19 protein-coding genes are annotated in these 25,129 nt (G+C 42.1%); 14 read left to right on the forward strand and 5 right to left on the reverse strand.

What is annotated here, in order from left to right; translation table 11 throughout:
- Nucleotides 1-15 precede the first annotated feature (15 nt).
- The 3 genes from NQ546_RS08630 to NQ546_RS08640 all read right to left on the reverse strand — a co-directional run bounded on the left by NQ546_RS08630 (nt 16) and on the right by NQ546_RS08640 (nt 2,701).
- Nucleotides 16-1,662 carry an RluA family pseudouridine synthase gene (locus tag NQ546_RS08630; RefSeq protein ID WP_167319254.1) on the reverse strand — a complete coding sequence of 549 codons (1,647 nt, stop codon included), beginning with the start codon at nt 1,660-1,662 and terminating at the stop codon, nt 16-18.
- Nucleotides 1,663-1,669: 7 nt separating this feature from the next.
- The gene (locus NQ546_RS08635; protein ID WP_004289730.1) at nt 1,670-1,879 is read right to left on the reverse strand and encodes a hypothetical protein; all 210 of its coding nucleotides are present in this window, start codon (nt 1,877-1,879) and stop codon (nt 1,670-1,672) included.
- A gap of 138 nt (nt 1,880-2,017) precedes the next feature.
- Nucleotides 2,018-2,701, reverse strand: coding sequence for a hypothetical protein (locus tag NQ546_RS08640; protein WP_004289731.1), 684 nt, complete (start codon nt 2,699-2,701; stop codon nt 2,018-2,020).
- Between the two features lie 129 nt (nt 2,702-2,830).
- On the opposite strand from NQ546_RS08640, the gene NQ546_RS08645 reads away from it, so the two are divergent.
- Both NQ546_RS08645 and NQ546_RS08650 read left to right on the forward strand, forming a co-directional pair.
- A complete protein-coding gene (locus NQ546_RS08645) occupies nt 2,831-2,962 on the forward strand; it encodes a hypothetical protein (protein WP_004289732.1) in 132 nt (43 codons plus the stop codon).
- 275 nt (nt 2,963-3,237) lie between these two features.
- On the forward strand, nt 3,238-3,852 hold the full coding sequence (locus NQ546_RS08650) for an HU family DNA-binding protein (protein WP_004289733.1): 615 nt from the start codon (nt 3,238-3,240) through the stop codon (nt 3,850-3,852).
- Here the strand turns inward: NQ546_RS08650 and NQ546_RS08655 are convergent.
- Nucleotides 3,849-5,720, reverse strand: a complete 1,872-nt coding sequence (locus NQ546_RS08655) for a BACON domain-containing protein (protein ID WP_004289734.1) — start codon at nt 5,718-5,720, stop codon at nt 3,849-3,851. The genes NQ546_RS08650 and NQ546_RS08655 overlap by 4 nt on opposite strands.
- A 507-nt stretch (nt 5,721-6,227) precedes the next feature.
- Between NQ546_RS08655 and NQ546_RS08660 the strand changes: the two genes are divergently transcribed.
- Nucleotides 6,228-6,695, forward strand: a complete 468-nt coding sequence (locus NQ546_RS08660; RefSeq protein WP_004289735.1) for an HU family DNA-binding protein — start codon at nt 6,228-6,230, stop codon at nt 6,693-6,695.
- 162 nt (nt 6,696-6,857) lie between these two features.
- On the opposite strand, the gene NQ546_RS08665 is transcribed toward NQ546_RS08660, so the two are convergent.
- Nucleotides 6,858-7,937 (reverse strand): LacI family DNA-binding transcriptional regulator, encoded by a 1,080-nt coding sequence (locus NQ546_RS08665; protein WP_004289736.1) that lies wholly within the window; start codon nt 7,935-7,937, stop codon nt 6,858-6,860.
- Between the two features lie 325 nt (nt 7,938-8,262).
- Between NQ546_RS08665 and NQ546_RS08670 the strand changes: the two genes are divergently transcribed.
- The 11 genes from NQ546_RS08670 (at nt 8,263) to NQ546_RS08720 (ending at nt 25,060) form a co-directional block, all read left to right on the forward strand.
- On the forward strand, nt 8,263-9,501 hold the full coding sequence (locus NQ546_RS08670) for an Nramp family divalent metal transporter (RefSeq protein WP_004289738.1): 1,239 nt from the start codon (nt 8,263-8,265) through the stop codon (nt 9,499-9,501).
- Between the two features lie 98 nt (nt 9,502-9,599).
- Complete coding sequence (locus NQ546_RS08675) at nt 9,600-10,442, forward strand: sugar phosphate isomerase/epimerase family protein (RefSeq protein ID WP_239463451.1); 843 nt, start codon at nt 9,600-9,602, stop codon at nt 10,440-10,442.
- Nucleotides 10,429-11,832, forward strand: coding sequence for a glycoside hydrolase family 28 protein (locus NQ546_RS08680; RefSeq protein ID WP_004289740.1), 1,404 nt, complete (start codon nt 10,429-10,431; stop codon nt 11,830-11,832). Before NQ546_RS08675 ends, NQ546_RS08680 begins: the two co-directional genes overlap by 14 nt.
- A 23-nt stretch (nt 11,833-11,855) precedes the next feature.
- Nucleotides 11,856-14,378: a family 20 glycosylhydrolase gene (locus NQ546_RS08685; protein ID WP_004289741.1), complete on the forward strand. Its 2,523-nt coding sequence runs from the start codon at nt 11,856-11,858 to the stop codon at nt 14,376-14,378.
- A 27-nt stretch (nt 14,379-14,405) separates the two neighbouring features.
- A complete protein-coding gene (locus tag NQ546_RS08690; protein WP_004289742.1) occupies nt 14,406-15,644 on the forward strand; it encodes a beta-L-arabinofuranosidase domain-containing protein in 1,239 nt (412 codons plus the stop codon).
- A gap of 11 nt (nt 15,645-15,655) precedes the next feature.
- Nucleotides 15,656-16,435 carry a glucosamine-6-phosphate deaminase gene (locus NQ546_RS08695; RefSeq protein ID WP_004289743.1) on the forward strand — a complete coding sequence of 260 codons (780 nt, stop codon included), beginning with the start codon at nt 15,656-15,658 and terminating at the stop codon, nt 16,433-16,435.
- 12 nt (nt 16,436-16,447) lie between these two features.
- Nucleotides 16,448-19,384, forward strand: coding sequence for a TonB-dependent receptor (locus NQ546_RS08700; protein ID WP_004289744.1), 2,937 nt, complete (start codon nt 16,448-16,450; stop codon nt 19,382-19,384).
- A 67-nt stretch (nt 19,385-19,451) separates the two neighbouring features.
- Complete coding sequence (locus NQ546_RS08705) at nt 19,452-22,286, forward strand: glycoside hydrolase family 88 protein (protein WP_239463450.1); 2,835 nt, start codon at nt 19,452-19,454, stop codon at nt 22,284-22,286.
- Nucleotides 22,287-22,492: 206 nt separating this feature from the next.
- Nucleotides 22,493-23,044, forward strand: coding sequence for a DUF4738 domain-containing protein (locus NQ546_RS08710; protein WP_004289747.1), 552 nt, complete (start codon nt 22,493-22,495; stop codon nt 23,042-23,044).
- A gap of 52 nt (nt 23,045-23,096) precedes the next feature.
- Complete coding sequence (locus NQ546_RS08715; protein WP_004289748.1) at nt 23,097-23,774, forward strand: response regulator transcription factor; 678 nt, start codon at nt 23,097-23,099, stop codon at nt 23,772-23,774.
- Complete coding sequence (locus tag NQ546_RS08720; RefSeq protein WP_004289749.1) at nt 23,771-25,060, forward strand: sensor histidine kinase; 1,290 nt, start codon at nt 23,771-23,773, stop codon at nt 25,058-25,060. The genes NQ546_RS08715 and NQ546_RS08720 overlap by 4 nt, the downstream gene beginning before the upstream one ends.
- Nucleotides 25,061-25,129 lie beyond the last annotated feature (69 nt).

A 25,129-nucleotide genomic window follows, 5' to 3' on the forward strand; every position in this document is an offset into this window, starting at 1 on the left:
TGGCAAATGAATGGGCTAAAAGTCTGCTTTTTGGTTGATTATCACTCGCTTACCGGTTATGGGATGCGTGAATTCCAGAGCCTCGGCATGCAGATACAGCCGTTCGGCTTTCTTTCCGTAGAGCTCATCGCCGATAATGGGGCAGTGCAGTCCGAGAGGATGGGCGGCATGCACCCGGAGTTGATGGGTGCGTCCGGTGCGGGGATAAAAGGCGATGCGGGTATGATTGTCCTTGCGTTCCAGCACTTCAAAGTCGGTTACGGCGGGCTTGCCATGCTCGGTATGTACCATTTGCCGCGGGCGGTCGAGCGGGTTCAGGCATAGCGGCAGCTCAACCGTTCCTGTATCTGGAGAGACTATGCCTTGAAGCAACGCGATATAGCGCTTACTTACGCTGCGGTCTCTGAATTGCGCTTGCAGGTTTTGGTGAACCTGCTTGGTCTTTGCAATCACCAGCAACCCTGATGTAGCCATATCCAAGCGGTGCACAATCAGCGGGCCGTCCGCTTCGGGATACCGCCCGCGCATCACACTGTAAACAGATACCGCCTCTTCCTTGCCGGGTACGGACAGCATGCCCGCCGGCTTGTTGACCACCAACAGCCATTCGTCCTCATAAACGGTTTCCAATTCTTGTGCGGCGGACTGCAACAACGCTTTCTGCATCGGGTTTTCATCCACTTCAAGACCTTTCAGCATGTGCTTCAATATAGGTTCGCATTTGCCTTTGCAGGCGGGATAGTAATGCCCATGATGCCGTATTTCTGTTTTGGGCGACTCTCCCCACCAGAACTCTGCCATTGCGACGGGCTTCCACCCATGCAGATAGGCATGCTGCAATAGTTTGGGTGCGGCGCACTCACCGGCTCCTGCGGGAGGGGTTTTGTGGGCGGTCTGTTCGAAGATGTCGCAAAGTGTCCTGACTTCTCCCCGGTAGTTCAGCATCTTAAACTGTTCGAACAGTTTTTGCTGCAATGCGGCGGAACGTGCCTTCCGTTCGGCTTTCAAGGCCTGTATGCCGGCTTCGTGGCCGGAGACTGATTGTTGCAAAGGAATAATCTGTTCTTTCCACGCGCGTTCCATGCGCTTGTACTCCGCCTTCTGAAATTGGCTTTCTCGTATCAGGTCCTTTTCTTCTTCGGGGCTGAGTGGAAAGCCGGGATGTGAAGCCGCTTTCCGCCTCCGTTCTTCCCTTTTCTTTTTGGCGGCTTTCATCTGTGCTTTGGCATCTTCTAAAGCATTCCGGGCGGTTTGTTGCAGGGCAGATAGTTGTTCGAGTTGCCGCCGGTATGTTTCATCCTCTTCCAACTGCCTGATGCGGGCATTGATCTGCGATATTTGCTCTTCCTCTTTTTTGAAGAATCCTTGTGGTTGCAATAAGTCGTAAACCGGCGGCACGAAGAACGGATGCATGTTCTTGCCCGCCAAAATGCCGGAAAAGGCTGCCAGGTATCCCACTTTGCCTTCTTGGGTCTTTACGACCAATACGCCGAACATCTTGCCTTGCGCCAGCTCTTCTTTCCATGCGTCCTGCAAGGCAAGATAGTCCTGCACCTCTTTCGCGGCAGCCACGCAGAGTGGATGAGGTGTATAGCAAAAAGGAAAAGTGAACTTCTCCGGTAAGGGTATGCCTGCGACGGAGGTGTGGAAATGGTGCAGCATGTTGATGTTAGTCGTCGATTAGATTGTCGTTGTCTGTATTGATGTAGAGGGAGCTGTTGTCGTCTTCCGGATCGGACACAACTTCCTCTTCGTTGTGCTGCGGAAGAGGACGGGGGTGCACAGACTTCTTTTTCTTTCCGTACTTGCGCTCTCTTTCCCAAGCTGCTTTTCGCGCCTGGTATTGTTCGTATTGATTTTCCAAATAGTTGTCGGCCATAATAAGTCGTTTATAAAGTATTCAATTCTTGCTTTCCAAACACACACACAGAGGCAGGGTAGGCTCTGTCTAAATTCCTTCATGCTGTTAAATTGTCTGCGTTTCTGTGCTCAGTCTGTATAAACCACGAAAATTTGTTTATCGTTCGGTGGGCAGTGAGAACTCCTGCCGGTCATATTGTTGTCCGTTGCCGTTGGCTACGGCCACGCGTATGGTGATGTTTCCCGTCTTTATCCGCTCGCCTGCACTGATGTTGGCAGTGTATTTCACGCCGTTGTGGGGAGCAATCTGCTCCACCATTACGGACGGGGAGATGTAGATGCGCTTCATTCCCGTAGTTTCGGTCACTACGGGGACCACATTATAGACTGTCCGGTCGCCTTCATTCATGATTTCAAAAATCACTTTACTGCTTTCGCCGGAGGTGATGACGTGGTCGCGGTTATCGTCGATGAAGCGTATGTTGCGTATCTTCAGGTTGTCGAAGACCGAAGGGGCGGGATAGGTTTCGGGCTGCGGTTGTTCATAGGGTTCCGTCCTTTCTATCCGGTAACCGTACTCCTCTTGCTTCGGTGCGGAAACGGCATTTCCAATGGCGGCTCCCGCAATGGTTCCGATAATTGTGCCGATGGCAGATCCGCGGTAGCCGCCTCTCCAGCCACCGTTGCTGTCACCTATCAGGCCGCCGATGGCGCCGCCCACATTTCCGCCGATGGCTGCTCCGGCAAATATGGCACCGGGATCGCCTGATGCCATTTGGCTTGTACCGCAACTGCTGCACGCTAAAGCTGATGCCAGCAATCCAATGAAATACTTCTTCATGCCATTCAATACTTGATTTTATCAATACAAAGATAAGGAAAGAAATTTTATCCTTGCCATTTTATCCGCTTATATGCTGTTATTTTGCCTTTTTTGCATTGCTTTTTCTTTTTATCCGCGTGGAACTGCTTGGATTGTCCTATTTGCTTCCTGTCGGTTTCTGTAAACGGACTGCCGGATGATGACCTGATACAGGCGGGAGACCGGTTGGTGTGTTACGGGCAGTATCGGAACTTCCGGAAGTTTTGGAAAGTGCTGTGAGTCAGTCTCTCCACGAGGAAGTTTAAACTATAAGCAAAAGAATGGCGGGAAGGCTTGACTTTTGTTGCAGGAATCAGTATCTTTGATCACTTATATTAAATCGTTCCACCATAGAGAACGTTATGTTCCATTATGGGGTAGTTTTCGTTCCATCATGGTGGAATGAAAACTACCCCATAATGGAATGATTTAATATCTACACGTTTGCTTCTTGATTCTTTCCAAGGGAAAACGTAGGTATAGGGAAAGAAATAACAATTAAAAAGACAGCTTGAATGAGTATCTATTATGATTTGATAAAGAAGCCGGATGTCCGGCAGACGGGTGAACCGCAATCTCTCTATGCTCGTGCAGTCCCTAAGGGAACCATTGACAAAAAGGAGTTTATAGATCGTGTACATCGTTTTACGGGTATCAGCCGCAGTGTGCTCGAAGGTAGCATGACGGCTTTCATGGACGAGTTGCGCGACTGTCTGGTAGGAGGCTGGACGGTTGAATTGGGTGAGCTCGGTTATTTTTCTCCTTCGCTGAACTGCCGTCCTGTCATGGAAAAGAAAGAGGTGCGGGCCGCTTCGGTTTCATTGCGTGGACTGAATTTTCGTGTCAGCAGGGATTTTTATCGGACGCTGAATGAGAAAGCCGGTTTCGAGCGTCATCCGAAGTCGTCTGTGTCTACACCGCAATCCGTTTCGCGCGAACATTGTCTTGAACTGCTTAAAGCGCATTTCCTGACAGCTCCTTGCATCAGCCGGGCGCAATACTCCCGCATGGCAGGCCGTAGTTACAAACAGGCTGTTGTCGACTTGAATACTTTTGTTGCCGAGGGGGTGCTGATGCGCTATGGGGCGGGAAGGAATGTGGTGTATGCAAAGGTATTTCCCAAACCCTAATCCTGTATTATTAAAATAGGTTCTCCCAGCGGAATGTGTTTCCTACTCCGGGCAGCTCTCGTCATCGCATCGGTAGGAGGCGAAACATGATCCTGACGCACGAAATCGTCAAACGTTATCGGTACGTCAGCCAGTTTTGCAATCCTTTCCACGATTCGCCAGCGGCTCGGAGCATTAAAATACGGGATATTATTTTCCATGCAGCTCAAGTATTCGGGCCGCCATACACCATAATTATAGAGAAAACCTCCTTCAAAAGCACCGACATAGGCATATTTCGGTATCTTAGTAAAATCGGCCCATAGAATTTGGGTCAGGTCATTTGTTAAATCCAGATTAGGGTAGAAACCGTACGACTGCCAATATTTCAGTCTTTCCTTATCTTTCGACGGAATTACACCATAATACCTGTATTCGTCACCCAATCTGCCAAAAGCGTGTCCGCCGACTTCGTGATGGATAAGTGCTTCAAAGTCATAGGTCGGTATGTTCCCGCTGATAGGACAAGCTGCAACAGAGAATCCATTGGAATACATTATGGCAGTTCCGGCATATTTGCGACTATTCAGAATAAGGATGCCGGTTACCTCCACCACCTTATCTAAACCTGGGATCAGGTCCATATAATTCCTGCATGTCTTTTCATCCCACTGGATATCCGTCCCTTCACCGAAAGTCGAACCAAATCTGTTGTTCACTTTTCGTCCGGGAATCTCTTCGCTTACACCTTCCTCTTCGGAAACGGCAGCTATCATGTAGACGTTAAAATATTCCCGGAAAGATTTGTATGGTTCAATATTGAAAAAATAATGTTCGGCCTGACGGGACAGGGTTTCATAATACCCGCCCTTGTCCAAGTCGGTTTGCAGGAATCCGTCTCCCATAATAACGATATTAATCCCTTTGCCTTTGGTGGCTGCCTGTAGCTGCATATATTCGCCGTCCCGATAATATTCCTTTGTTTCTGCTTTTTGTGCGATGTGTAATGTCCTTTCCAGAATCGAGGCGGTAACAGTTAGTTCTGTCTCGCGGTCAATACCGGTTTGGTTCTCTGATACTGATACGGAAAGTATGCCTTGGTTGTCGACTTCGACCGTACACCAGTCTTTTGCGTCTTCGGGAAGCTTGAGTTCCAGTAAAGGGATGTCGTCGTAATCCTGATGAGACGTCGTCACGATTACCGTCCTGCTCTCGGCAGACATTCCAAAATCAAGGGTCTTACGCGACAGGCTAAGTTCTAACGGATATTGGTAGATCTTTAGCGTATCGGCTAAAGAAGAATCTTTTCCTTTTACATAAACACTGCCGATCCGGGGAAGCCCACTGAAGTTTTCTTCTATGCTTATATTAATCAAATCTGACGACAATTCTTTCGGTTCGACCAGTTTCATCCATTCCCTGGCCTCCGGTTCTATTTCGACTGAGTATTCGATATTCCGTTTAATTTCTAACGGGAATATTCCTCCTATCTGCCAAAAACCAATTTCTTCATAAGGAAGCTCTAAAATTTCGTTTTTCTCTTGGGTGACTTTCAAAGTCTGTGACGTCGAACTCCCGCGGAAAATGATCTCGGCGGTACGTTCGTCGGGCGTATCGTTTTCCGTCAAAGTAATCTGTATCGCAGATGTTCCTGATTTTCCGGAGACAACATTCAGACTGATCCAGGATGAGGAAGCTGAGGGGGCTATTTCGGCACTCCAAGATGTATTGGCATAGACTTCGACAGATTTAACCTCGCTCTTTGAACCGAAGGTTATTTCCGACATCGAAAGGTTTAGAACTGCATCTTCTTCTTCCTTACAACTTCCCAGAATAAGCAGGAAGCATAAACAGACTAATAAGCCTGCACGAGTTTTGTTTGCTCTCATATTATATTTACTCCCTGCACAAATAACTTTTGTAATTAATGAGATATTGGGCTAAGAATGCGAATATAAGTAAATTCGGTGAAATAGAAAAATATTTCGTGTTGTAAATAGGGAGGCTGTTCTGACTTTAGGAATTTATGCCTGTGAGGTATCGCTTGTAGAGACATTCTGCAAAGCCACCTTTCATTATCAGTTGTTTAGCTGCATCACTTGTAGAGATTACGAGGGTGTGATGCTCTTTCTTTACTTTTTCTTCTTTTGGGGCTTAGCTGCACTTGTAGAGATAAGGTTTTTTTAATCTGTTGTTTATGAGTGGTTTATGCGTTTTGGCTGTAGATGCCATTTTCTTGCTTTCGCCTTCTTCTCACCCTAACTTTGCAATATCGATTTAGAGAAACAGAAAGTATAACTGCTTGAGGCCTCACAGTGAAATTTTCCTGATTTCTTGGATGAGATAAGAGCTTCTTGATATACATATTATTATTAACGATTAAAAATTCAAAGATTATGGCTTTAAATTATGAAGTGAAAAAAAGAGTGTTCGGTTTTGATAAGACAAAAACGGAAAAGTATGTGGCTCAATTGAAAACACTGGGCATGGTGGAATTTGGAGACTTATGCGACGAGGTCACCAAGGTAGGTATGGCGCCGCGCGGTGTGGTGAAAATGGTGTTGGACGGCCTGATAGATACGCTGAATATGAATATCAATAAAGGCTTCTCGGTGCAATTGGGAGATTTCGGCTGTTTCCGTCCGGGACTTAATGCAAAAAGTCAGGATAAGGAGGAAGATGTGAAGTCGGATACGGTTTACCGCCGGAAGATAATTTTCACTCCGGGCCAGCAATTCAAGGAGATGCTGACACGTGCCAGCGTGACGAGAGCCGGGTGGGATAACTCGGAGGTCGTTTCAGGAGGAGGTTCCAATCCCGGTACTGGTGGAAATGGGGAAGAGGAAGAAAATCCGCTGGGATAATATGTTTTCGAATTTCCTAAGGTAAATCTCAGCAAGTGAGTGGGATATGAACTTTTCTCAGGAAAGGTTCATATCTTTTCTCCAAACACTTTTCGCACACTGGTACGCTGGATTAAACGCAACCGGAAACTGTATGCGGATCCGCTCCTTATGACATCTTTCTTATAATGCGAATGCAAAATTTGTAGTAGTATAAAAATCTACTGTTTCATTTATTATAATATCTATGGGTGTATAATTGTAGACTTCAGGTTTCTTATTGTAGATTAAATATTCCAAGATGGCTTTGATGGCCATATATCCTTGATATTCCGGACGCTCGGCTATCAGGTGGGAGATATATCCTTCTTTCAGGGCATTAACATTCCGGGTATTTATATCAAACCCTATCAGTTTGACGTTTTTGATGTTATTGCGTTTCATGAAATCGGATATGATATATGCACAAGTATTGAATACTACAGCTCCGCCGATATTAGGGTGGGTACGGAAAAAATCGGTTAGCATTTCTTCATTTTGTTTTGCATCGGTACGGTTGTATTGTGCATATACGATATTTATATTCAGCGAATTTTCTTTTAAATAAGAGAAAAAACCATGTTGGCACACAACAGATTGGATAGATGTTTCATCGCCTATTCGTTTGGCCTGAAATAAAGCGATTTCCTTATTGGGCTCCATGATAGATGTCAGTAGCTTAGCCTGTGTCCTGCCTGCTTGAAAGGCATGGAGGGCAAAGGTTGCCAATGGCTCTGTATTGTTTACCGGAGTATCTACAAACACGTATGGAATGTCCTTCATATAAAGCTGGTTGGCAAATAATACAGTCTCGTCATAGAATGCCGGACCTATGATTACTGCGTCTTTTCTTAGGGCAAGTGCTTCTTTGAACACCTTTTGACATGAGAAAACATCAAACTGATCGTAGTATAAGTAACGGATCTTCAGTTTGGTATTGGCAAAATGGCTTAACGCTTTTTCGATGCCGGTCTCTATTTGTTCCCAATATTCTCCGGGGGCATGTTGGGGGAATATAACTAATAGACGTATTTGACGTTCGTTTTTAGGAGTTATTGAATGGATTTTACACACATAATTAATTTGTTGTAAAACGTCTTCCACTTTTTTGCGGCTTTCCGGTGATACGCCACCTCTATTGTGAAGTATACGATCTACTGTTCCTGATGACACGCCTGCAATTGCTGCGATGTCGCTGATTCTATATTTTACTTTTTCTCCCATCGTAGTTCCGTTCTGTTTTATTGATTTTAGTTGCAAATATACTAAAAGATATAATAGAACTGATAAATGCACGAATAAATAATAAACATGAAATGGAAAAATGGCATTTTACACGATTACACGAATAAAAACACTATATTTTTTCTTGTAACGCTGAAAATGTGTTTTATAACAGTGTGTAGAGTGTTATTAATATCAAAAGAAGCAGGATATTTGTATTGCAAAAGCGGAGATATGTTTCTTTTTGTGGAAATAATCAGTACTGATAAGAAAGAGAAATTTTAAAATACACAATAACACGAATTAGAAAATGAGCTGTGTAAATATGAAAAATATAATTAAAAAGATAGCATTGTTTTGGGCGACTATTGCACCGGGTATCTTTCTCGTAGGATATAATATCGGGACAGGTAGTATTACAACGATGGCTTCTGCCGGGGCAAGTTATGGAATGACGCTGACATGGGCATTGGCTCTTTCTTGCTTGTTTACGTATGTCTTAATAATTGCTTTTTCGCGTTATACTATAATTACAGGAAAAACTGCATTATTTAGTTTTAAGAATAACTTTGGTAGAGGAGTTACCATCTTTATTTTATTTTCTTTATTAATAAGCGAAATTGTATCCTGTATGGGAGTTATGGGGGTAGTGGCGCAAGTAATCCAAGAGTGGTCTCGTCCTATCACTCATGATGGCGAAGGGTTCAATATGATAGTAGTGGCAGGTGTTATCTGCATACTATTATATTATATATTTTGGCAGGGAAAGCAAGCTCTTTTTGAGAAGATACTTAGCCTGTTTGTTTTTGTTATGGGAGTTTGTTTTCTTGCTACCATGTTTATTGTAATGCCGGAACCTGCCAGTATATTGAAAGGACTTGTTCCTACTCTTCCCAATCATCCGAATGCTTTTTTAATTGTGGCAGGAATGGTAGGTACTACTATGGGGGGCGTCCTTTATGTGGTTCGTTCCATCTTGATTAGTGAGAAAGGCTGGCATATAGAAGATATGAAATTACAGAAACGTGATGCTGCTGTGTCAGTGAGTATAATGTTTCTGTTGAGCTTTGCTGTAATGGCGTGTGCTGCCGGAACAATGTTCACGAAAGGGCTTACTGTGGATAATGCAATAGATATGGTGAAACTGATGGAACCATTGGCCGGACAACTGGCTGTGTCTATGTTTGTGGCAGGAATTGTGTGCGCAGGTGTTTCCTCTTTATTTCCTATTATAGTATTAGGGCCATGGCTCATCAGCGATTTTTTAGGTATAGATAGAGATTTGACTAAGCGTTGGGCCAGGGTTATGGCATTAGCAACTACTTTATGTGGGCTTGTGGTGCCGGTTTTTGGCGGTAGTCCGGTTTTTGTGATGATCTTCTCTCAATCTTTGGCGATTATATCTACTCCCCTTGTCATTGCATTGATGATTATTTTGTTGAATAAGAAACTTTTAATGGGAAAACATAGGGCTACAATAAAAGACAATGTTCTGTATGGCATAACTTTGTTGTTTGCACTCATTGTTGCCATTGTAGCTATTCTGGGAATTATTAATTATTAAAATATAGTATAAACATGAGAAACGTTTTTGACAGACACATAACTTGTGCATTTCTTTATAGTATTACAAGATATGGCTATCCGCCTGATGCAGAACATATGGTTACATATGTACATGAAATGGCCGATCTTGGTTTTCAATCTATCGAACTGGAAGGGATAGGGGAAGCACATCTGAAGACAGTTTACAAACATCGGAAAGAGATAAAACAGGCATTGGAAGACCGGGGGCTAGCATTACCTGTGTTTTGTACCGTACTTCCGGGGATAGCTTCCCCACAGGGAGAAATTGCACAAAAGAGTTTGGATTTATTTAAAACAGGCTGTGAACTCGGAGCTTATTTCGGAGCCAGAGGGGTATTGGATAACGGCCCTCTTGTTCCTTATGAATTTCCGGCAGATATGCCTATTCACCGGCATTATTCACCGGACGTACTTCGTAATGTGCGTTTGCCGCAAAGACTGTCGTGGAAAGTATATTGGGACAATTTGCTGTCTCGGATGGATACAGCTTGCAAATTTGCGGCAGATTATGGGTTGAACTATTATATGCATCCCTGTGTGGGCTCTTTGACGGATACAACGAATGGTTATCTGTTGCTGAAAGAAGAATTGGGATGGGAAAATCTAAAGTTCAATTTTGATACATCGAATCTGTATTATATGCATGAAAATCTGTCTTTAGGTTTGCTTAAACTGGGAAAGGATTTGGACTATATACATATCTCTGATAGTTATGGACAACGCATAGAGCATCAGGCCGCAGGCAATGGAACGATAGATTGGGATTTGTTTTTCGGGACTTTGAAACAAATAGGTTTTTCCGGAGAACTTTCAATTGATGTGGGTGGTGATGAAAGCCATGTTGCCGATATTGATGGGGCTTATTTACAAACCGCTCGCTTTTTAGAAGAAAAAATAGCTGCTTATGAAATTTATTAAATGTTTGTTGGTTTTGGGACTGTTTGCAGTAAATGTTTCTGCAATGGATTATTCGGTGTCTGACTTCGGAGCGAGGGGAGATGGAAAAACTGTTAATACGAGAGCAATCCAGCGTGTTATAGATTTATGTGCGGAAAAAGGTGGAAAGGTGATTATTCCGCAAGGTGAGTTTGTAACAGGCACTCTTTTCTTGAAGAGTAATGTAACTCTTCGTTTAGAAAGAGGTGCACATTTATTGGGCTCTACAAATTTGGCGGATTATCCGAAAAAAACTGTTGGTTTCCGTTTTTGGGGAGATACATGGACGTATCAGTCTTTAATAATTGCCCATGACATAGAGAATGTTACGATAGAAGGGGATGGTACAATTGATGGACGTGGCGGTTCATTTCCGGTGCAGTCCAAAAAGAAACCGGATAAGTATAGAGACCGCCCTTATCTTTTGTGGTTTGCCAATAGTAGGAATATCAATATAACTGGAATAGAACTCCGGAATTCCGCCATGTGGATGCAGTCTTATATCCGTTGTGACCAGTTGAAGATTGATGGTGTGAGAATCTTCAATCACTCCAACCTGAATAATGATATGATGGATATTGATGGTTGTAGGGATGTAATTATAACACGTGTGACAGGAGATTCGGATGATGATGGAATAACTTTTAAAAGTACTTGTGACAGGATGAGCGAAAATATAATCGTTTCGGATTGTCTATTAAGCAGCCATTGTAATGCCCTGAAATTTGGGACAGAGACGACCGCCGGATTCAAAAATGTGGCTATTAGCAACTGCGTAATCCGTAGATCGTCGGCTTCTACGGTGAATTCTGGGGCTGCAGAAGGAATTTCGGGTATATCGCTTGAAATTGTTGACGGTGGAACTATGGAAAATATAACTATCCAGAATGTTGCCATAGATGGCCAGCGGGTTCCTTTATTTCTTCGTTTGGGCAATCGTGCACGTAAGCATTATGCGGAGGCGCCTACCCCCTCTGTTGGTGCGATGAAGAATATTTTGATTTCCAATATAACTGCCGTAGCAACTGCTCCGATAGGATGCTCGGTTATGGGAATACCGGAAGGGAAGATTGAAGGGCTTACTATCTGTAATAGCCGTTTTGTCTGTACAGGTGGTGAATCGGAAGAACTGGCAGATAAAAAAGTTGAGGAGCTTGAGACCCTTTACCCGGAGTCTACTATGTTTGGCATACTGCCTGCGTATGGAATGTATGTGCGGCATGCCAGGAATATACAGTTATATGGTCTTTCTTTCGAACTGTTGAAAGAGGATGGCAGGCCGGCTATAATTTGTGATGATGTGGATAATGCGGATATACAGCAGATTATGACTTACGGAGAAAAAGGCGGGAAAAAAATCGTAATAAAATAATAGGTATTAAAAAATATATATATATGAAAAAGAAATTCTTCTTATGCCTGATTGAGATAGTAAGCCTGACTTGTATGGGACATGCAGCCGGTTTGCCTGTATTACCGTTACCTAAAGTAATCTCTACTGTTGATGGAGCAAATAAGGGAGAAAAGGTATATGGTGATATTGATTTCATATGGCGAAATACAAATCCGGAGCTTTACAATTGTGTGCAGGAGGAATTTAAAGAATTTTTTCGGGATAGTTGTCCCGATAGATTGAAAATAATAGGGGAACAAAGTTCTTCAAAGAAGGTCTTGAGGGCTTTTTGCAGAGAACATTCTTTGGATGAACATTACGTTGACAGTATTGGTCCGGAAGGCTATCTGCTTTCTAAATCGGACTCATGTATTCATGTTATCTCGAAGACAACCAAAGGATTATTGTACGGTATTCAATCAGCAAAGCAATTGGTACGTGGCGGTTATGCGCCGTCGGTTGCTTTGGCCGATTGGCCGGACTATCCCCAAAGAATATTTTTTGATGATATAAGCAGAGGCCCGATTTCTAATGTTACTTATATAAAGAAACAAATAAGAGACTTGTCGGAGTTAAAATACAACGCATTCACATTCTATATAGAGCATGTCATACAACCGCTTTCCTATCCCGATTTTGCACCGGAAAATGGTAAGTTAACGATGGATGACGTAAAGGAGATTTGTAGCTATGCTCGGGAATATCAAATGGAAATTATCGGGAGTTTTCAGTGCTTCGGACATTTTGAGAAGATACTTTCTCTGGAAAAATATGCACCGTTAGGTGATACTCCCTCTATGATTGCCCCGCTGAAACCACAAGCGCAAGCATTCTTGAAATCAGTTATTGAAGAACTGGCAGATGCTTTTTCTTCGGATTATTTTAATATTAACTGTGACGAAACATGGGATTTGGAGAATGGTAAGTCTAAAGAATATGTGCGTAGGGTAGGGGCGGATAAGTTTTATGCAGATCATATTCGTTTTTTATATGATGTCCTGAAAGCAAAGAATAAGAAAGTGATGATGTGGGGAGATATCATTATGAAATATCCGCATCTGTTATCCGAATTGCCAAAGGATATCACTTATTTGAGTTGGAATTATAGCGGTACAAATTATGATGCATGGATAAATCCTTTCAAGGAAAACCGGAGCTGTTATCTGGTCTGTCCTGGCATTTTGAATTCGAACAGGCTATTTCCTGATCTGAATATGACAAGGGAGAATATGCAATTTATTACAGACGGTTACAGAGCTGGGGCACAAGGTGTGTTATATACATCGTGGGACGATTCGGCATTTCACAGTTTTGCTTCTATAATGTATGGCGTGGCATTAGCTTCTGAATATAGTTGGAATGCCTCACGAAATGTTGATGCAGATGACTTTGAGGGAAGATACTGTATGGTGCGTTTTGGTAGTGAAGATACGATGTTTGTTCAAGCTTTAAATGAGCTGATGAAGTTTGCTAAATTGGGCATGACTTATGAAATGAACGACCGTATTTTTTATGAACGATTCACTCCGGATATAAACAATCCACTGAATATCAATAAAGAAGAATTAGGTATTGCAAGGAATATTCTTGCCTCTGTCAAGCGAACGGTTAGTGCCGTTCATTTGCAGAAAGAGCATATTGATGAGAAGGCTTTGAGATATACAGTAGCGCAATATGAGTTTATTGTCGATGCAAGGGAAAGAATGTTTAAAATGGCGGATTGGTATCGGAAGAGTTTGCAGGAGTATGCCGAATCTCCCGAACAAGCCCGGAAGTCTTTGATAATGGCATTGAAAGATGTCAATCCTTTGGAGACCCAGATCCTGACACTTAAACAACAATATACGGAGCTTTGGATTTGCGAAAACCAGTCGTATTTTCTTGATAAAGGCTTGGAATTATATAAAGAGAAATTAGATCAGATACATCGTGTGCAATCGGTTTTGCTTCGGGCCATAGACTTTATTGATCGTGGAAGGAAGCCGGATGATATAACGGCAGCGGGATTGGACGTACGCAATATCAATAGTAACTATTTCTCTTGTTGGCTATTTTGTGGCGCTTTTCTGAACGGTGATATGAATACCGACTATTTGGCAACAATTGGAGGTGAAATAAATGTGACTCCATTACCGGGTGAACGTTTTGATGTGGGTGGAGACGAATATAAGTGGACCCGTTGCGTGTCGGATAATGGTTTTATCATGGATTTTAATGAAATGTTCCATTCTGTAAATAATGGAGTGGCATACGCCACAGCTATGCTCTATTCGGATAAGGAGCAGATTGTGCAAGTATTGTATGGAGGTAGTGGTGAAAACCTTATTTATTGTAACGGACAAATAGTCGGACATACGGCGAAAGAGAATGAGTTTGTGGCAGATAAATACAAATTATCTCTTCATCTGAAAGCCGGAAGTAACAGAATTCTAATAAAATCACGCCAATTGGTTAACGACTGGAAATTTTCATTTCGCGTTGATGGCAGAATAGTAAAGTCTCATAAACAAAAATATTATCTCTAAATAAGAATAATAAAAAAAACAAACAGTATGAAAAAACACATTATTTTATTATCGGCTTTATTGCTAACCGGTACGGTGAAAGCCCAATCTCCTCTTCCGGGGAAGACGGAGATTTTGGAAGCGATTGAGGGATGTACCACTTATGCAACAAATGTATTGTTGGATGAAAGTGGAAAATCACGCTGTGACTATAACATGGTTCAGGGAAAATGGTATCCTTATGAAGAGCCATGGCATACGGGACAAATTATTTTGGGTTTGCTGGATGCTTATGAAATTACCAAATCACCTCAAGCACTTGCAGCGGCACGTAAAGCCGGTGATTGGTGGATTGGATTGGAAATCAAGGATAATCCGGCATTGAAAGGAATGGTAGGTGCTACACATGGTGACGATATAGGCAATGACAAAATAGTTTTTGCAACCGTTACTGACGGTACGCATGGGATTTTTGAATTGTCGCGGGTTACCGGTGATAAGAAATATGCACAAGTGGCCAGCAATGCACTTGGTTGGATGCTGGAACATATGTATTATCCTGAAGAAGGGGTTTGTTATGATTTAGCAGACTTGAAAACCGGCGAGATTCAGAAAGTGAGCCCTTTTTATAAAGATAAGAAACAACAAGTGTTGGATGATGTTTCCCGCCCGAATACAGAAGGTTCGCCTTTCAAAGATGCTTATGAATTTACGAAAGATAAACGCTTTAAGGATGCTCATTTGTTGCTTTGTAACTCTTTGATTGATAAGCAGGATGAAAACGGCATTTGGATGCGTTATATCCCTAATCATCGTGAGGTTTCTTCTTTTCACCCCCGATTTAATCTTTGGTATGCCGAGTCGCTTCTTGAGGCTTATGAAATGACAAAAGATAGAAAATATTTGGAAGCCGCTGCCAAAACAGCCCGGACATATGCCAAAGCACAAAAAGTAGACGGAACTATATTCTATGACAATTATACGGATGGAAAGCCATCGGATAAGGGGTCTGTTTGCGGCTCAGCAGTCGCTTTTGCCGGTATTCTTTGGATTAGATTGGCAGGTTACGGTTATGATGAATTTGTTCCTAATTACGAACGTAGCCTTCGTTGGATTATTAAGAACCGTTATGCAGCCAATCATCCTGATCCTAATTTGCGGGGTGGAGTAATTAATACTCGTATGCGTATGAAGAAAGGACAGATATGGCTTACTCAAAGGGATGTCGGAACTTCTTTTGGATTGCGCTTTTTGGCAGCTTATTATAATTTGAAGTTTAATAAATAATGCAAATATAAATGATAGTTCCAATTAAAACACTGAAAGTAGATACACTGACTATACATGTGTATAATTCGCGGAAAGACATGGGGATAGCTGCCTATGAACTTTACAAAAAACATGTCCGGGAACTTATGGTCAGACAAAAAATAGTAAGGGCTATTTTTGCTGCCGCTCATTCGCAGGATGACTTTTTGAAAGCATTGGCAGAGGATACAGAAATCGATTTTACTCGTATTACCGGATTCCACATGGATGAGTACATGGGGCTGGGAAAAGACGCTTCTCAAAATTTTGGTAATTTTTTGAGAAAGGCAATCTTTTCCAGAAAACCTTTCCATGAAGTTAATTATATACAGTCCGATGCAATTGATATTAGTGCCGAATGTAAACGGTATGAAGGCTTATTGAGACAGGCGCCGCTGGATATTGTCAGTATGGGAATAGGAGAAAATGGACATATTGCCTTTAATGATCCGCATGAAGCTCGTTTTGATGAAGAAGCATGGATACGACAAACCTCTTTGGATAATATATGTCGTCAGCAACAGGTTAACGATGGTGAATTCGGGACATTAAGTGATGTACCGGAAACGGCACTGACTCTTACAATTCCTGCGTTGATGTCATGCAAAAAGGTGATCTGTATTGTACCTACGGGGCGGAAAGCACAGGCTGTTCGTCAGACACTTTGTGGTCCGGTTTCAGTTGCTTGTCCGGCTTCTGTGTTACGTACCCATTCTGATGCAACCTTGTTTTTAGATAAAGAAGCTGCAGAATTAATATTAACCATTTAATTTTATACGATTATGAAGAACATTTTTAGACTTTTGTTGTGGGTTACTGTTGTAACCATACCGGTTATATCTGGTTATGCACAGGGTAAAGGAAATCTTAGTGGTGTAGTGAAAGATGATATGGGCGAAACTCTTCCGGGAGCTGCCATTATTGTCAAGGGAACCACTCAAGGAACTGCCACAGATTTGAATGGAGCTTATACATTGTCGGGTATTCCGGTCGGTACTTGTGAAATTGAATGTAACTATTTAGGGTATGAACCTGTTACTAAGATGATTAATATTACGGCTAATGGTACTGCTACTGCTAATTTTGTATTGAAGCAGTCTGCCATTGCGTTAGGAGATGTGGTTATTTCAGCAGCTGTTGATGGGCAACAACGTGCTTTGAATCAGCAGAAAGTGGCTGATAACATGATGCAAGTGTTGTCAGCGGATCAGATGGGACGTTTCCCTGATTTGGATGTATCTGATGCTTTGCGTAGACTTAGTGGGGTTACTTCTGATGGCAAAGAGGTACAGTTACGCGGTACTCCTGCTAATTTCACTAATATCAATATTAATGGTGAACAAATAATGAGTAGCCAAGAAGGTGGTAAACGTAATGAGTCGATGGATGTTATTCCTGCCGATATTCTTTCTTCTATGGAAGTACAGAAAACATTACTTCCCTCTAATGATGGAGATGCAATTGCTGGAGTTATTAATATGCGTACTGGTACGGCTCGTTCTCTCACCCCTAAATTTTCCATTGATTTAGGAACAGGATATACTTTTTTACGTGAAAAAGCAGATTATAATGTAAAAGCATCTTATGCACAACGTTTCTTTAAAACACAAAAAAATGATAATGGTGTATTAGGAATTCGTGCTAATTATAGCTATTTAGTAAATCATAATGGATATGACCGTTTAGAGGCTGAAGGTTGGGAGCCTTATGAATTGGTTGATAATAAGACAAGAGAGTCAGTGAAGGAAGATGTTTATGTACCTACGGATTTTCGTTATAGATACCAAAAAGGAACATCTACACGTCATGGGGCATCTTTAGCCATTGATTGGGCTCCAACACAATATACGAAATTCGTACTGAGTACTATGTATAATCAACGTGATAATGAAGGAGAACGTTATCGCAATCGTTTCCGTTTCAGAGATAATGGAGGAAAGTATTATTTGATGGAAGATGGTAGTATTGGTTCAAAACGCATGCGTAATATTACTCAGGTTACAGCCTCTGATGAAAAAATAAAGAATCTTAATATCAATTTGGACGGTGAATCAACAATAGGAACTTGGAAAATTGACGGTGGATTGTTTTATTCAAAATCTTCACGTAGTTATATAAGTGAGATGGATGGTTTTCAGACTCCGGAATGGAGGGCTACCAAAAAAGTCAACGGTCAGAAATTACCTGATGAAGTAATGGGGACACTAACTGATATGAATAGTAAGTATTTAAGTTATAATTATATATTTGAACCTTCTGGTGAAAAGTTAGGCACGGCAAGTCCGGATGATATTTCCAGGTATAATTTATATGTTGTTGAAAACTTTAATAATGAAACACGGGGAGAAAACTTTACTTTCCGTATGAATAGTGCAAAAAACTACTTTATTAAAGATAATGCATCTACCTTTTCATTTGGTGTGAAAGGTAAGTTTATGAAAAATAAAGGATGGATGCCGGAAGATACGAAGAATTATTCTATTACAGCCAGTGAGGCTAACTGTTTGTCTAATTTCTTATACAAAGAACAACTGTCCAATAAGTTCCTAAATGGAAATCTTGCTTTTGGTCCAGCTGCTGATATAAACAAAATTCGTGCGTATATGAGTAATAGCGCAAATAGCAATGATATTGAGTATAATCCCTATACATCAAATTCTGCTGCAGATGCTTTCTTCTATGATGCCAATGAACGAGTATTGGCCGGATATGCGATGAATAAAATCCAATTGCAAAATTTGATGATTTTGGCAGGTGTACGTGTAGAGCAAACTCATGTAAAATATAAGGCTAATAAGATAGAACGTAGCTTTGACCCGAATTCTCCGATTTATGGGGGAGCTGATCCGGCAGATGAAGGATTTAATACATATACAAAAACTCCGATAGCTTCTTCTTTGGATTACACAAAGTTCCTTCCAAATGTGCAGTTTAAATATGATCTGACGGATAAAACAATTTTTCGATTGGCATGGACTACCGGATATTCTCGGCCTAATATCTCTGAATTGGTTCCGAAACAAGACGTATCACAGGATCTTGAGCGTGTTACTATTGGTAACCCTGATTTGAAACCTGCGTATGCACATAATCTGGATTTGCTATTTGAGCAATATTTGTCTAATGTAGGTATTATTTCCGGTGGTGTGTTTTACAAGCATATTGACAAATTCCAATATTTGAGTGAGGGAACATTACATGATGCCAATAGCCAGTATAATGGATGGAAAGTTATCCAAAGTAAGAATGGTGATGCAGCCAAGGTCTATGGTGCTGAAATAACATTGAACACCAGTTTGACATTCCTGCCGGGATTTCTGAAAAACCTGATGTTTACAAGTAACTATACCTTTATTCATTCTAAAGCGGTAACAGATCAGGAACGTGGTTCTTTACGTTTACCGGGACAGGCTAAGCATACAGCAAACTTTGCGTTAGCTTATTCTACAAAGCGTTTTACTGTCCAGGCTGCTATGAATTATTGTGGTTCTTATATTCAAGCTCTCGGTTCGGATGCAGAGCGTGATATATGGCGAGATGGACGTTGGCAGATGGATGTGAACGGCTCTGTAAATATTGTAAAAGGGCTGACTTTCTGGGTGGAAGCAGTAAATGTTCTTAATAGTGAACAATTCTCTTATTTTGGAAACAAGAGTAGAGTTTATAATCTGCAGTATAGCGGTGCTAACGGACGTTGTGGCTTTACCTATAAATTCTAATTAATAAATCAGTCATGGATTATGCTTTATATGTATAGTCCATGACTTTATTTTTTTAATGCTATATATGAAAAGAATAATAATATATGTGTTATTTGCCGTATGTGCTGGTACATTGTTCGCTGGTAACTTTGTGTTACCGGATAAAAAAATGCCACAGCATCCCCGGCTTTTGTTATTGCAGGAGAATGAAAGGTCATTAGTGCAATTTATTCAAGGTGATTCTATATGGAGTTTGTTTCAAGAGCGTACTTTACAGGCTTGTGAACGGTTGCTTCCTATTGCTCCTTTAGAGAAAATAAAAATAGGACGTAGAATGTTAAATACCTCGCGTGAAGCTCTTTACCGGATATTTATGTTGTCTTATGCCTATCGTACTACCGGTGAATTGAAGTATGCTGAACGGGCTGAAAAAGAAATGTTGTACATGGCCGGATATGATAATTGGAACCCTGAACATTTTTTGGATGTAGCGGAAATGACTATGGCTTTGTCTATTGGTTATGACTGGCTATATGAAGTTCTGAGCCCCAAGAACAGGGCAAAGATACGAAAAGCAATTCTAGATAAGGGTTTGAAACCTTCCATGGATAAACGTTACAATGGCTTTTTGGATAAGACAAATAATTGGAGTCAAGTATGTAATACGGCAATGGCCTATGGTGCAATAGCATTAATGGAGACAGATGAAAAATTGTGTCGGAAAATAATGGAACGTTCCATAGAAGAGATACGTAAACCTATGAGCAGTTATGGACCTGATGGGGCTTATCCTGAAGGATATGGTTATTGGCATTACGGGACAACTTATAATGTAATGTTGCTTGCTGCATTGGAAACTTTATATGGTAATGACTTTGGACTTTCTGCGATTCCTGGATTTATCAAAGGAGGAGAGTATATATTACATATGGTAGGTCCTTCTTGCTTACCGTTTAATTTTGGTGATTCTGGTAGTAGGATGCGGTTGAATACTTCTTTATTTTGGTTTGCGCGGAAAACCAAGAATCCTGCATTGTTAAGGAATGAGTGCAAATTGTTGCTGGAGATCCCTAATTATGATTATGAGCAATATCGTAGGATGCTACCTTCTATTTTTGTGTTGGGAAAAGACATAAACTTGGCTAATTTGCCTAAACCAAAAGTGGACATGTTCGCAGCTAAAAATGAAGCTCCTGTTTGCCTGATGAGAAGCTCATGGAAAGAAGATGCTATTTATGTCGGTATTAAAGGCGGTAAAGCTTCTGCTAACACTCATACGCATTTGGATGCAGGTTCATTTGTGATGGATGCTCAAGGGGTGAGATGGGCTGTTGATTTAGGGCCGCAAGAGTATAATTCGTTGGAGTCAAAAGGCATTGCTCTTTGGGATAACAGAGCCAATGGACAGCGCTGGAAAGTGTTTCGATACAATAATTTCGCCCATAATGTTTTTAGTATTAATGATGAAATGTTTAATACTGAAGGTCGGGAAGAGTTGATTAGTTGTAGCGATACTCCGGAACGTAAGGAAGCAATATTTGATTTGACAGCTTTGTATAATAAGGTTGATAAGGCGGAAAGGCATGTTGTGTTGAATGGAGAGTTGGAAGTTGTGATTGAGGACAGAATTAAAAACGGTTCTCAATCATCTCAATTAACATGGCGAATGCTAACTCCTGCTAATGTAGAACAAGTTGCAGGTGGATTTATACTCCGTAAGGAAGATAAAACTTTATTTGTTGAATTGCCAAAGGATGTTTTACCTTTTGCTGTTCCTGCAACTCCGGATACTGATTATGATGAACCTAATCCTAATATTACCATTATTGGTTATAAGGTAAATCTGATGCCTAATGTGAATCAGTCATTGGTGGTTAGGCTTAAACCGGAACAAGTCACTGATAAATCATTTATAAAAACTATTGCCGATAAGGTTGCCAACTGGCAGATTGTACATCAGCCGGAGGTTGTTCATCCTGATTTAGATTGGACAAATGCTGCTTGGTATAGAGGATTAGCGGCGTGGGCCTCTGTTACTGATAATGAGACTTATTTTGACTTTCTGAAACAGCAGGGTGAAAAGCATGACTGGCGGCCATATTACAGACTGCATCATCCAGACGATATATGTGTATCACAGACCTATATAGAATTGGCACGTAGATATGGAAATAATGAAATATTAAAACCAACCATTGCTCGGGCAGATTCTGTTATAAAATATCCGTCACAAGCTCCATTAATGAAAACTGATGAGCGTGGTAAGTTAGAGCGTTGGTCATGGGCTGATGCACTTTTTATGGCTCCTCCTGTATATGCAGCGCTTTCTAAAATGACGAAGGATCCTAAATATGTTACATTTATGCAAAAAGAGTTTGAGGAGTGTACAGATTCTCTGTATGATAGAAACGAACATTTATATTATCGTGACTGTTCAAAGAGGGTCTTGCGTGAGCCTAATGGTGCTAAACAATTTTGGGCACGTGGTAATGGATGGGTGCTAGCCGCTTTCCCTTTAATATTGGAGAATCTTCCTGAAGAATATTTAAAGCGTGACTATTATATTCGTTTATACAAGGAAATGGCTGCCCGCATACTACAAACGCAAGATGCGCAGGGATCTTGGCATGCCAGTTTGCTTGATGCTGGCACTTATCCTCAACCGGAAAATAGCGCCTCTGCTTTTGTTTGTTATGGCTTGGCTTGGGGAGTGCGTAATGGTATTTTAGATGCCAAAACTTATAAGGAACCGATAATACGGGCATGGAAGGCTCTCTGTTCTTACGTACATAAGGACGGTAAGGTTGGCTATATTCAGCCTGTTGGTAATGCACCTACCCGGGCCGGTTTTGATTCTACAGATGTATATGGGGTGGGAGCATTTTTGCTTGCAGCTTCTGAAATGTTTAAAATGCCTTAATTACATCAAGCTTATAGTCATGAGAAAATTCTTCTTATTTTTTTTATAATGTTTCTTGGTGTACATATGTATTGGTATTAGTCTCTGAAAAAGACCTTGCTCATCTGCATGTATGAGCAAGGTCTTATTGTTTTTAGCAGCTTTCATTTGTATTTCTCCCACTCTTTTTGTTCCTTTGCCCTTGTCAATTAAAGAAAAAAGAAGCAATGAGAACAGTGGTTTATATAGTGGCTTGCGTAGTGGTGTTGTCGGTCATCTCCTGTACGTCTCGGAATAGAAACGGAGAAGATGTGCAGATCTTGATGCGTGACAGTACGGTGGTAACAGCGCCCCAGCGCATGCAGGTTTCCGATACAAAAACGACTATTACATATAGAGGCAAGGAATACCGTTCTTCAGTTGTCCGCCGTCCGGACGAAAGCCTGCCTGTTGTGAAAAACGAACAAGGAGAGAGGTTTGTTGACAACAGCATTACCCTGCGTATCACTTGTGGTGGCAGGCAGGTTGTGGACAAGGTGTTTACGAAAGAAAGTTTTGCTTCGCTGGTTGATGCCAAATTTATGAAATATGCCATTCTGGAAGGGTTGGTCTATGACAAGACTACTCCGCAGGGCATCATCTACGCTGCCAGTATCTGCTATCCGCAGACCGACCTCTACGTGCCTCTCAGACTGACCGTTTCCGCCGATGGCAAAATCTCCATGGCGAAGGAGGAGTTGCTGGAAGATGTGTACGAAGAAGAGAACGGCTCCAATTGACGGTCCGACCGATTCCAGAATGATTCCAGAATTGTGAACTTTATTTGCGGACATGAAAATCCTGATTGTAGAAGATGAGCAGGAATTGCGGGAAACGATTCGCACTTCGCTCCTGAAAGAGAAGTTTGTCGTAGAAACGGCCGCCGATTATTTTTCGGCATTGGATAAGATAAACGATTACGACTACGACTGTGTTCTGCTGGACATTATGCTGCCCGGTGGAAGTGGACTGGATTTGTTGCGCGAGTTGAAGCGCCTGCACCGTACGGACAGCGTGCTCATTATTTCTGCCAAAGATTCGCTGGATGATAAGGTGGACGGTCTGGAGCTCGGCGCCGACGACTACCTGACGAAACCTTTCCATTTGGCAGAACTGAATGCCCGTATAAAGTCTTTGATCCGCCGCCGTCAGGCGCAAGGCGATGTGACGGTCACCGTAGGTAATCTGCTGCTCTATCCTGACAAACGGCAGGCGGAAGTAGGCGGTGTTCCTCTGCAACTCAACCGCAAGGAGTTCGACTTACTGTATTATTTTGTGGTGAATGTGAACCGGGTTATCAATAAAATGAGTCTTGCAGAGTCGGTGTGGGGAGATAATATCGATCAGGCCGATTCGCTGGATTTTATTTACTCGCAAGTGAAGAACCTGCGTAAGAAGTTGAAGCAGGCGGATGCTTCCGTTGAACTGAAAGCTGTCTATGGCTTTGGATATAAACTGTCCGAATTATGAAACTGGTATATTATACATATCGCAAAATCTCTTTATTGCTGTTCGTCTTGATGGCAGTGTGGGGCGTACTGTTTTATTATGCCATCATCGACGAGGTGGTGGACGAGACGGACGACACGCTGGAGAATTATGCCGGAATACTGATAGAACATGCGCTCCATGATCCTTCTATTCTTGAAACGGAAGGTTCGTTGATGTCTTTTTATAAATTTCTTCCTATCTCCGAGAAGGAAGGGCGGCATTATCAGGAGGTTTTCTATGATTCCACCGTCTATATCGAACTGGAGGATGAGGACGAACCGGTACGTGTGATGCGTACGGCTTTCCGCATGCCCGACGGACAGTTCTACGAACTCACGCTGATGATTTCTATCTTGGAACGGGACGATATGGTAGAGGCGATGCTTTGGTACTTGGGGGCTTTGTTCCTGCTTCTTCTGGTATGTACATCCGTCGGTATTCAGTTAATACTGAAAGGAGTGTTCCGCCCATTGCATAAACTGCTGGACTGGCTGCATTGTATCCAGCCCGGCAAGGAGGTTCCGGCATTGGAGAATCCTACGAAGATACGCGAGTTCCGCCAGTTGAGTGAAGCAGCGGTGGATATGGGTAACCGTAGCTACAAGGCTTATGAGGAGCAGAAAGAATTCATTGAAAATGCTTCGCATGAGTTGCAGACACCGCTGGCCATTGTACGTGGCAAAGTGGAACTGTTGGCAGAAAGCGATAACCTGTCCGAACAGCAGATGAAGGAACTGGACGAGATTTATTCCACGCTGGGACGCGCTGTGAAGCTGAACAAGTCCTTGTTGCTGCTTTCCCGTATAGAGAATGGGCAATATACGGAACTGGAAGATGTGTCGGTGGATGAAATTCTGGACAATCTTCTGCCTGATTTAATGGATATATACGAGCATAAGCAAGTGCGCTTGGTGCGCGAGAAAGGAGAGCAGCCCTTGGTGATTCGTTGCAACCATTCGCTGGCACAGATTCTTGTCTCCAATCTGGTGAAGAACGCTTTGCTTCACAACGAGGATGGGGGAGAGCTGCGGATACTCACCACTCCGGTGTCGTTAATGATCAAGAATACGGGCGGTGCACCGTTGGACGGTGAAAAACTGTTCCGCCGTTTTTATCATAGCATTGACGGAAAGAAGGATTCCACTGGACTGGGGCTTGCCATAGTCCGTTCCATTGCCCGGATTTCTTCATTGAGGCTTACTTACGAGTGGCAGGAAGGTATGCATTGCTTCTTGCTTGTTAAAGAAAATAAAAATAACCGTTAACGCTGATTATTCCCAAATCTTTCCAGTTTCCCTGTCGTTATTTGTAGTGTGAATGATACAAACAAACTT

Source organism: Bacteroides eggerthii (assembly GCF_025146565.1).
Lineage (GTDB): Bacteria > Bacteroidota > Bacteroidia > Bacteroidales > Bacteroidaceae > Bacteroides > Bacteroides eggerthii.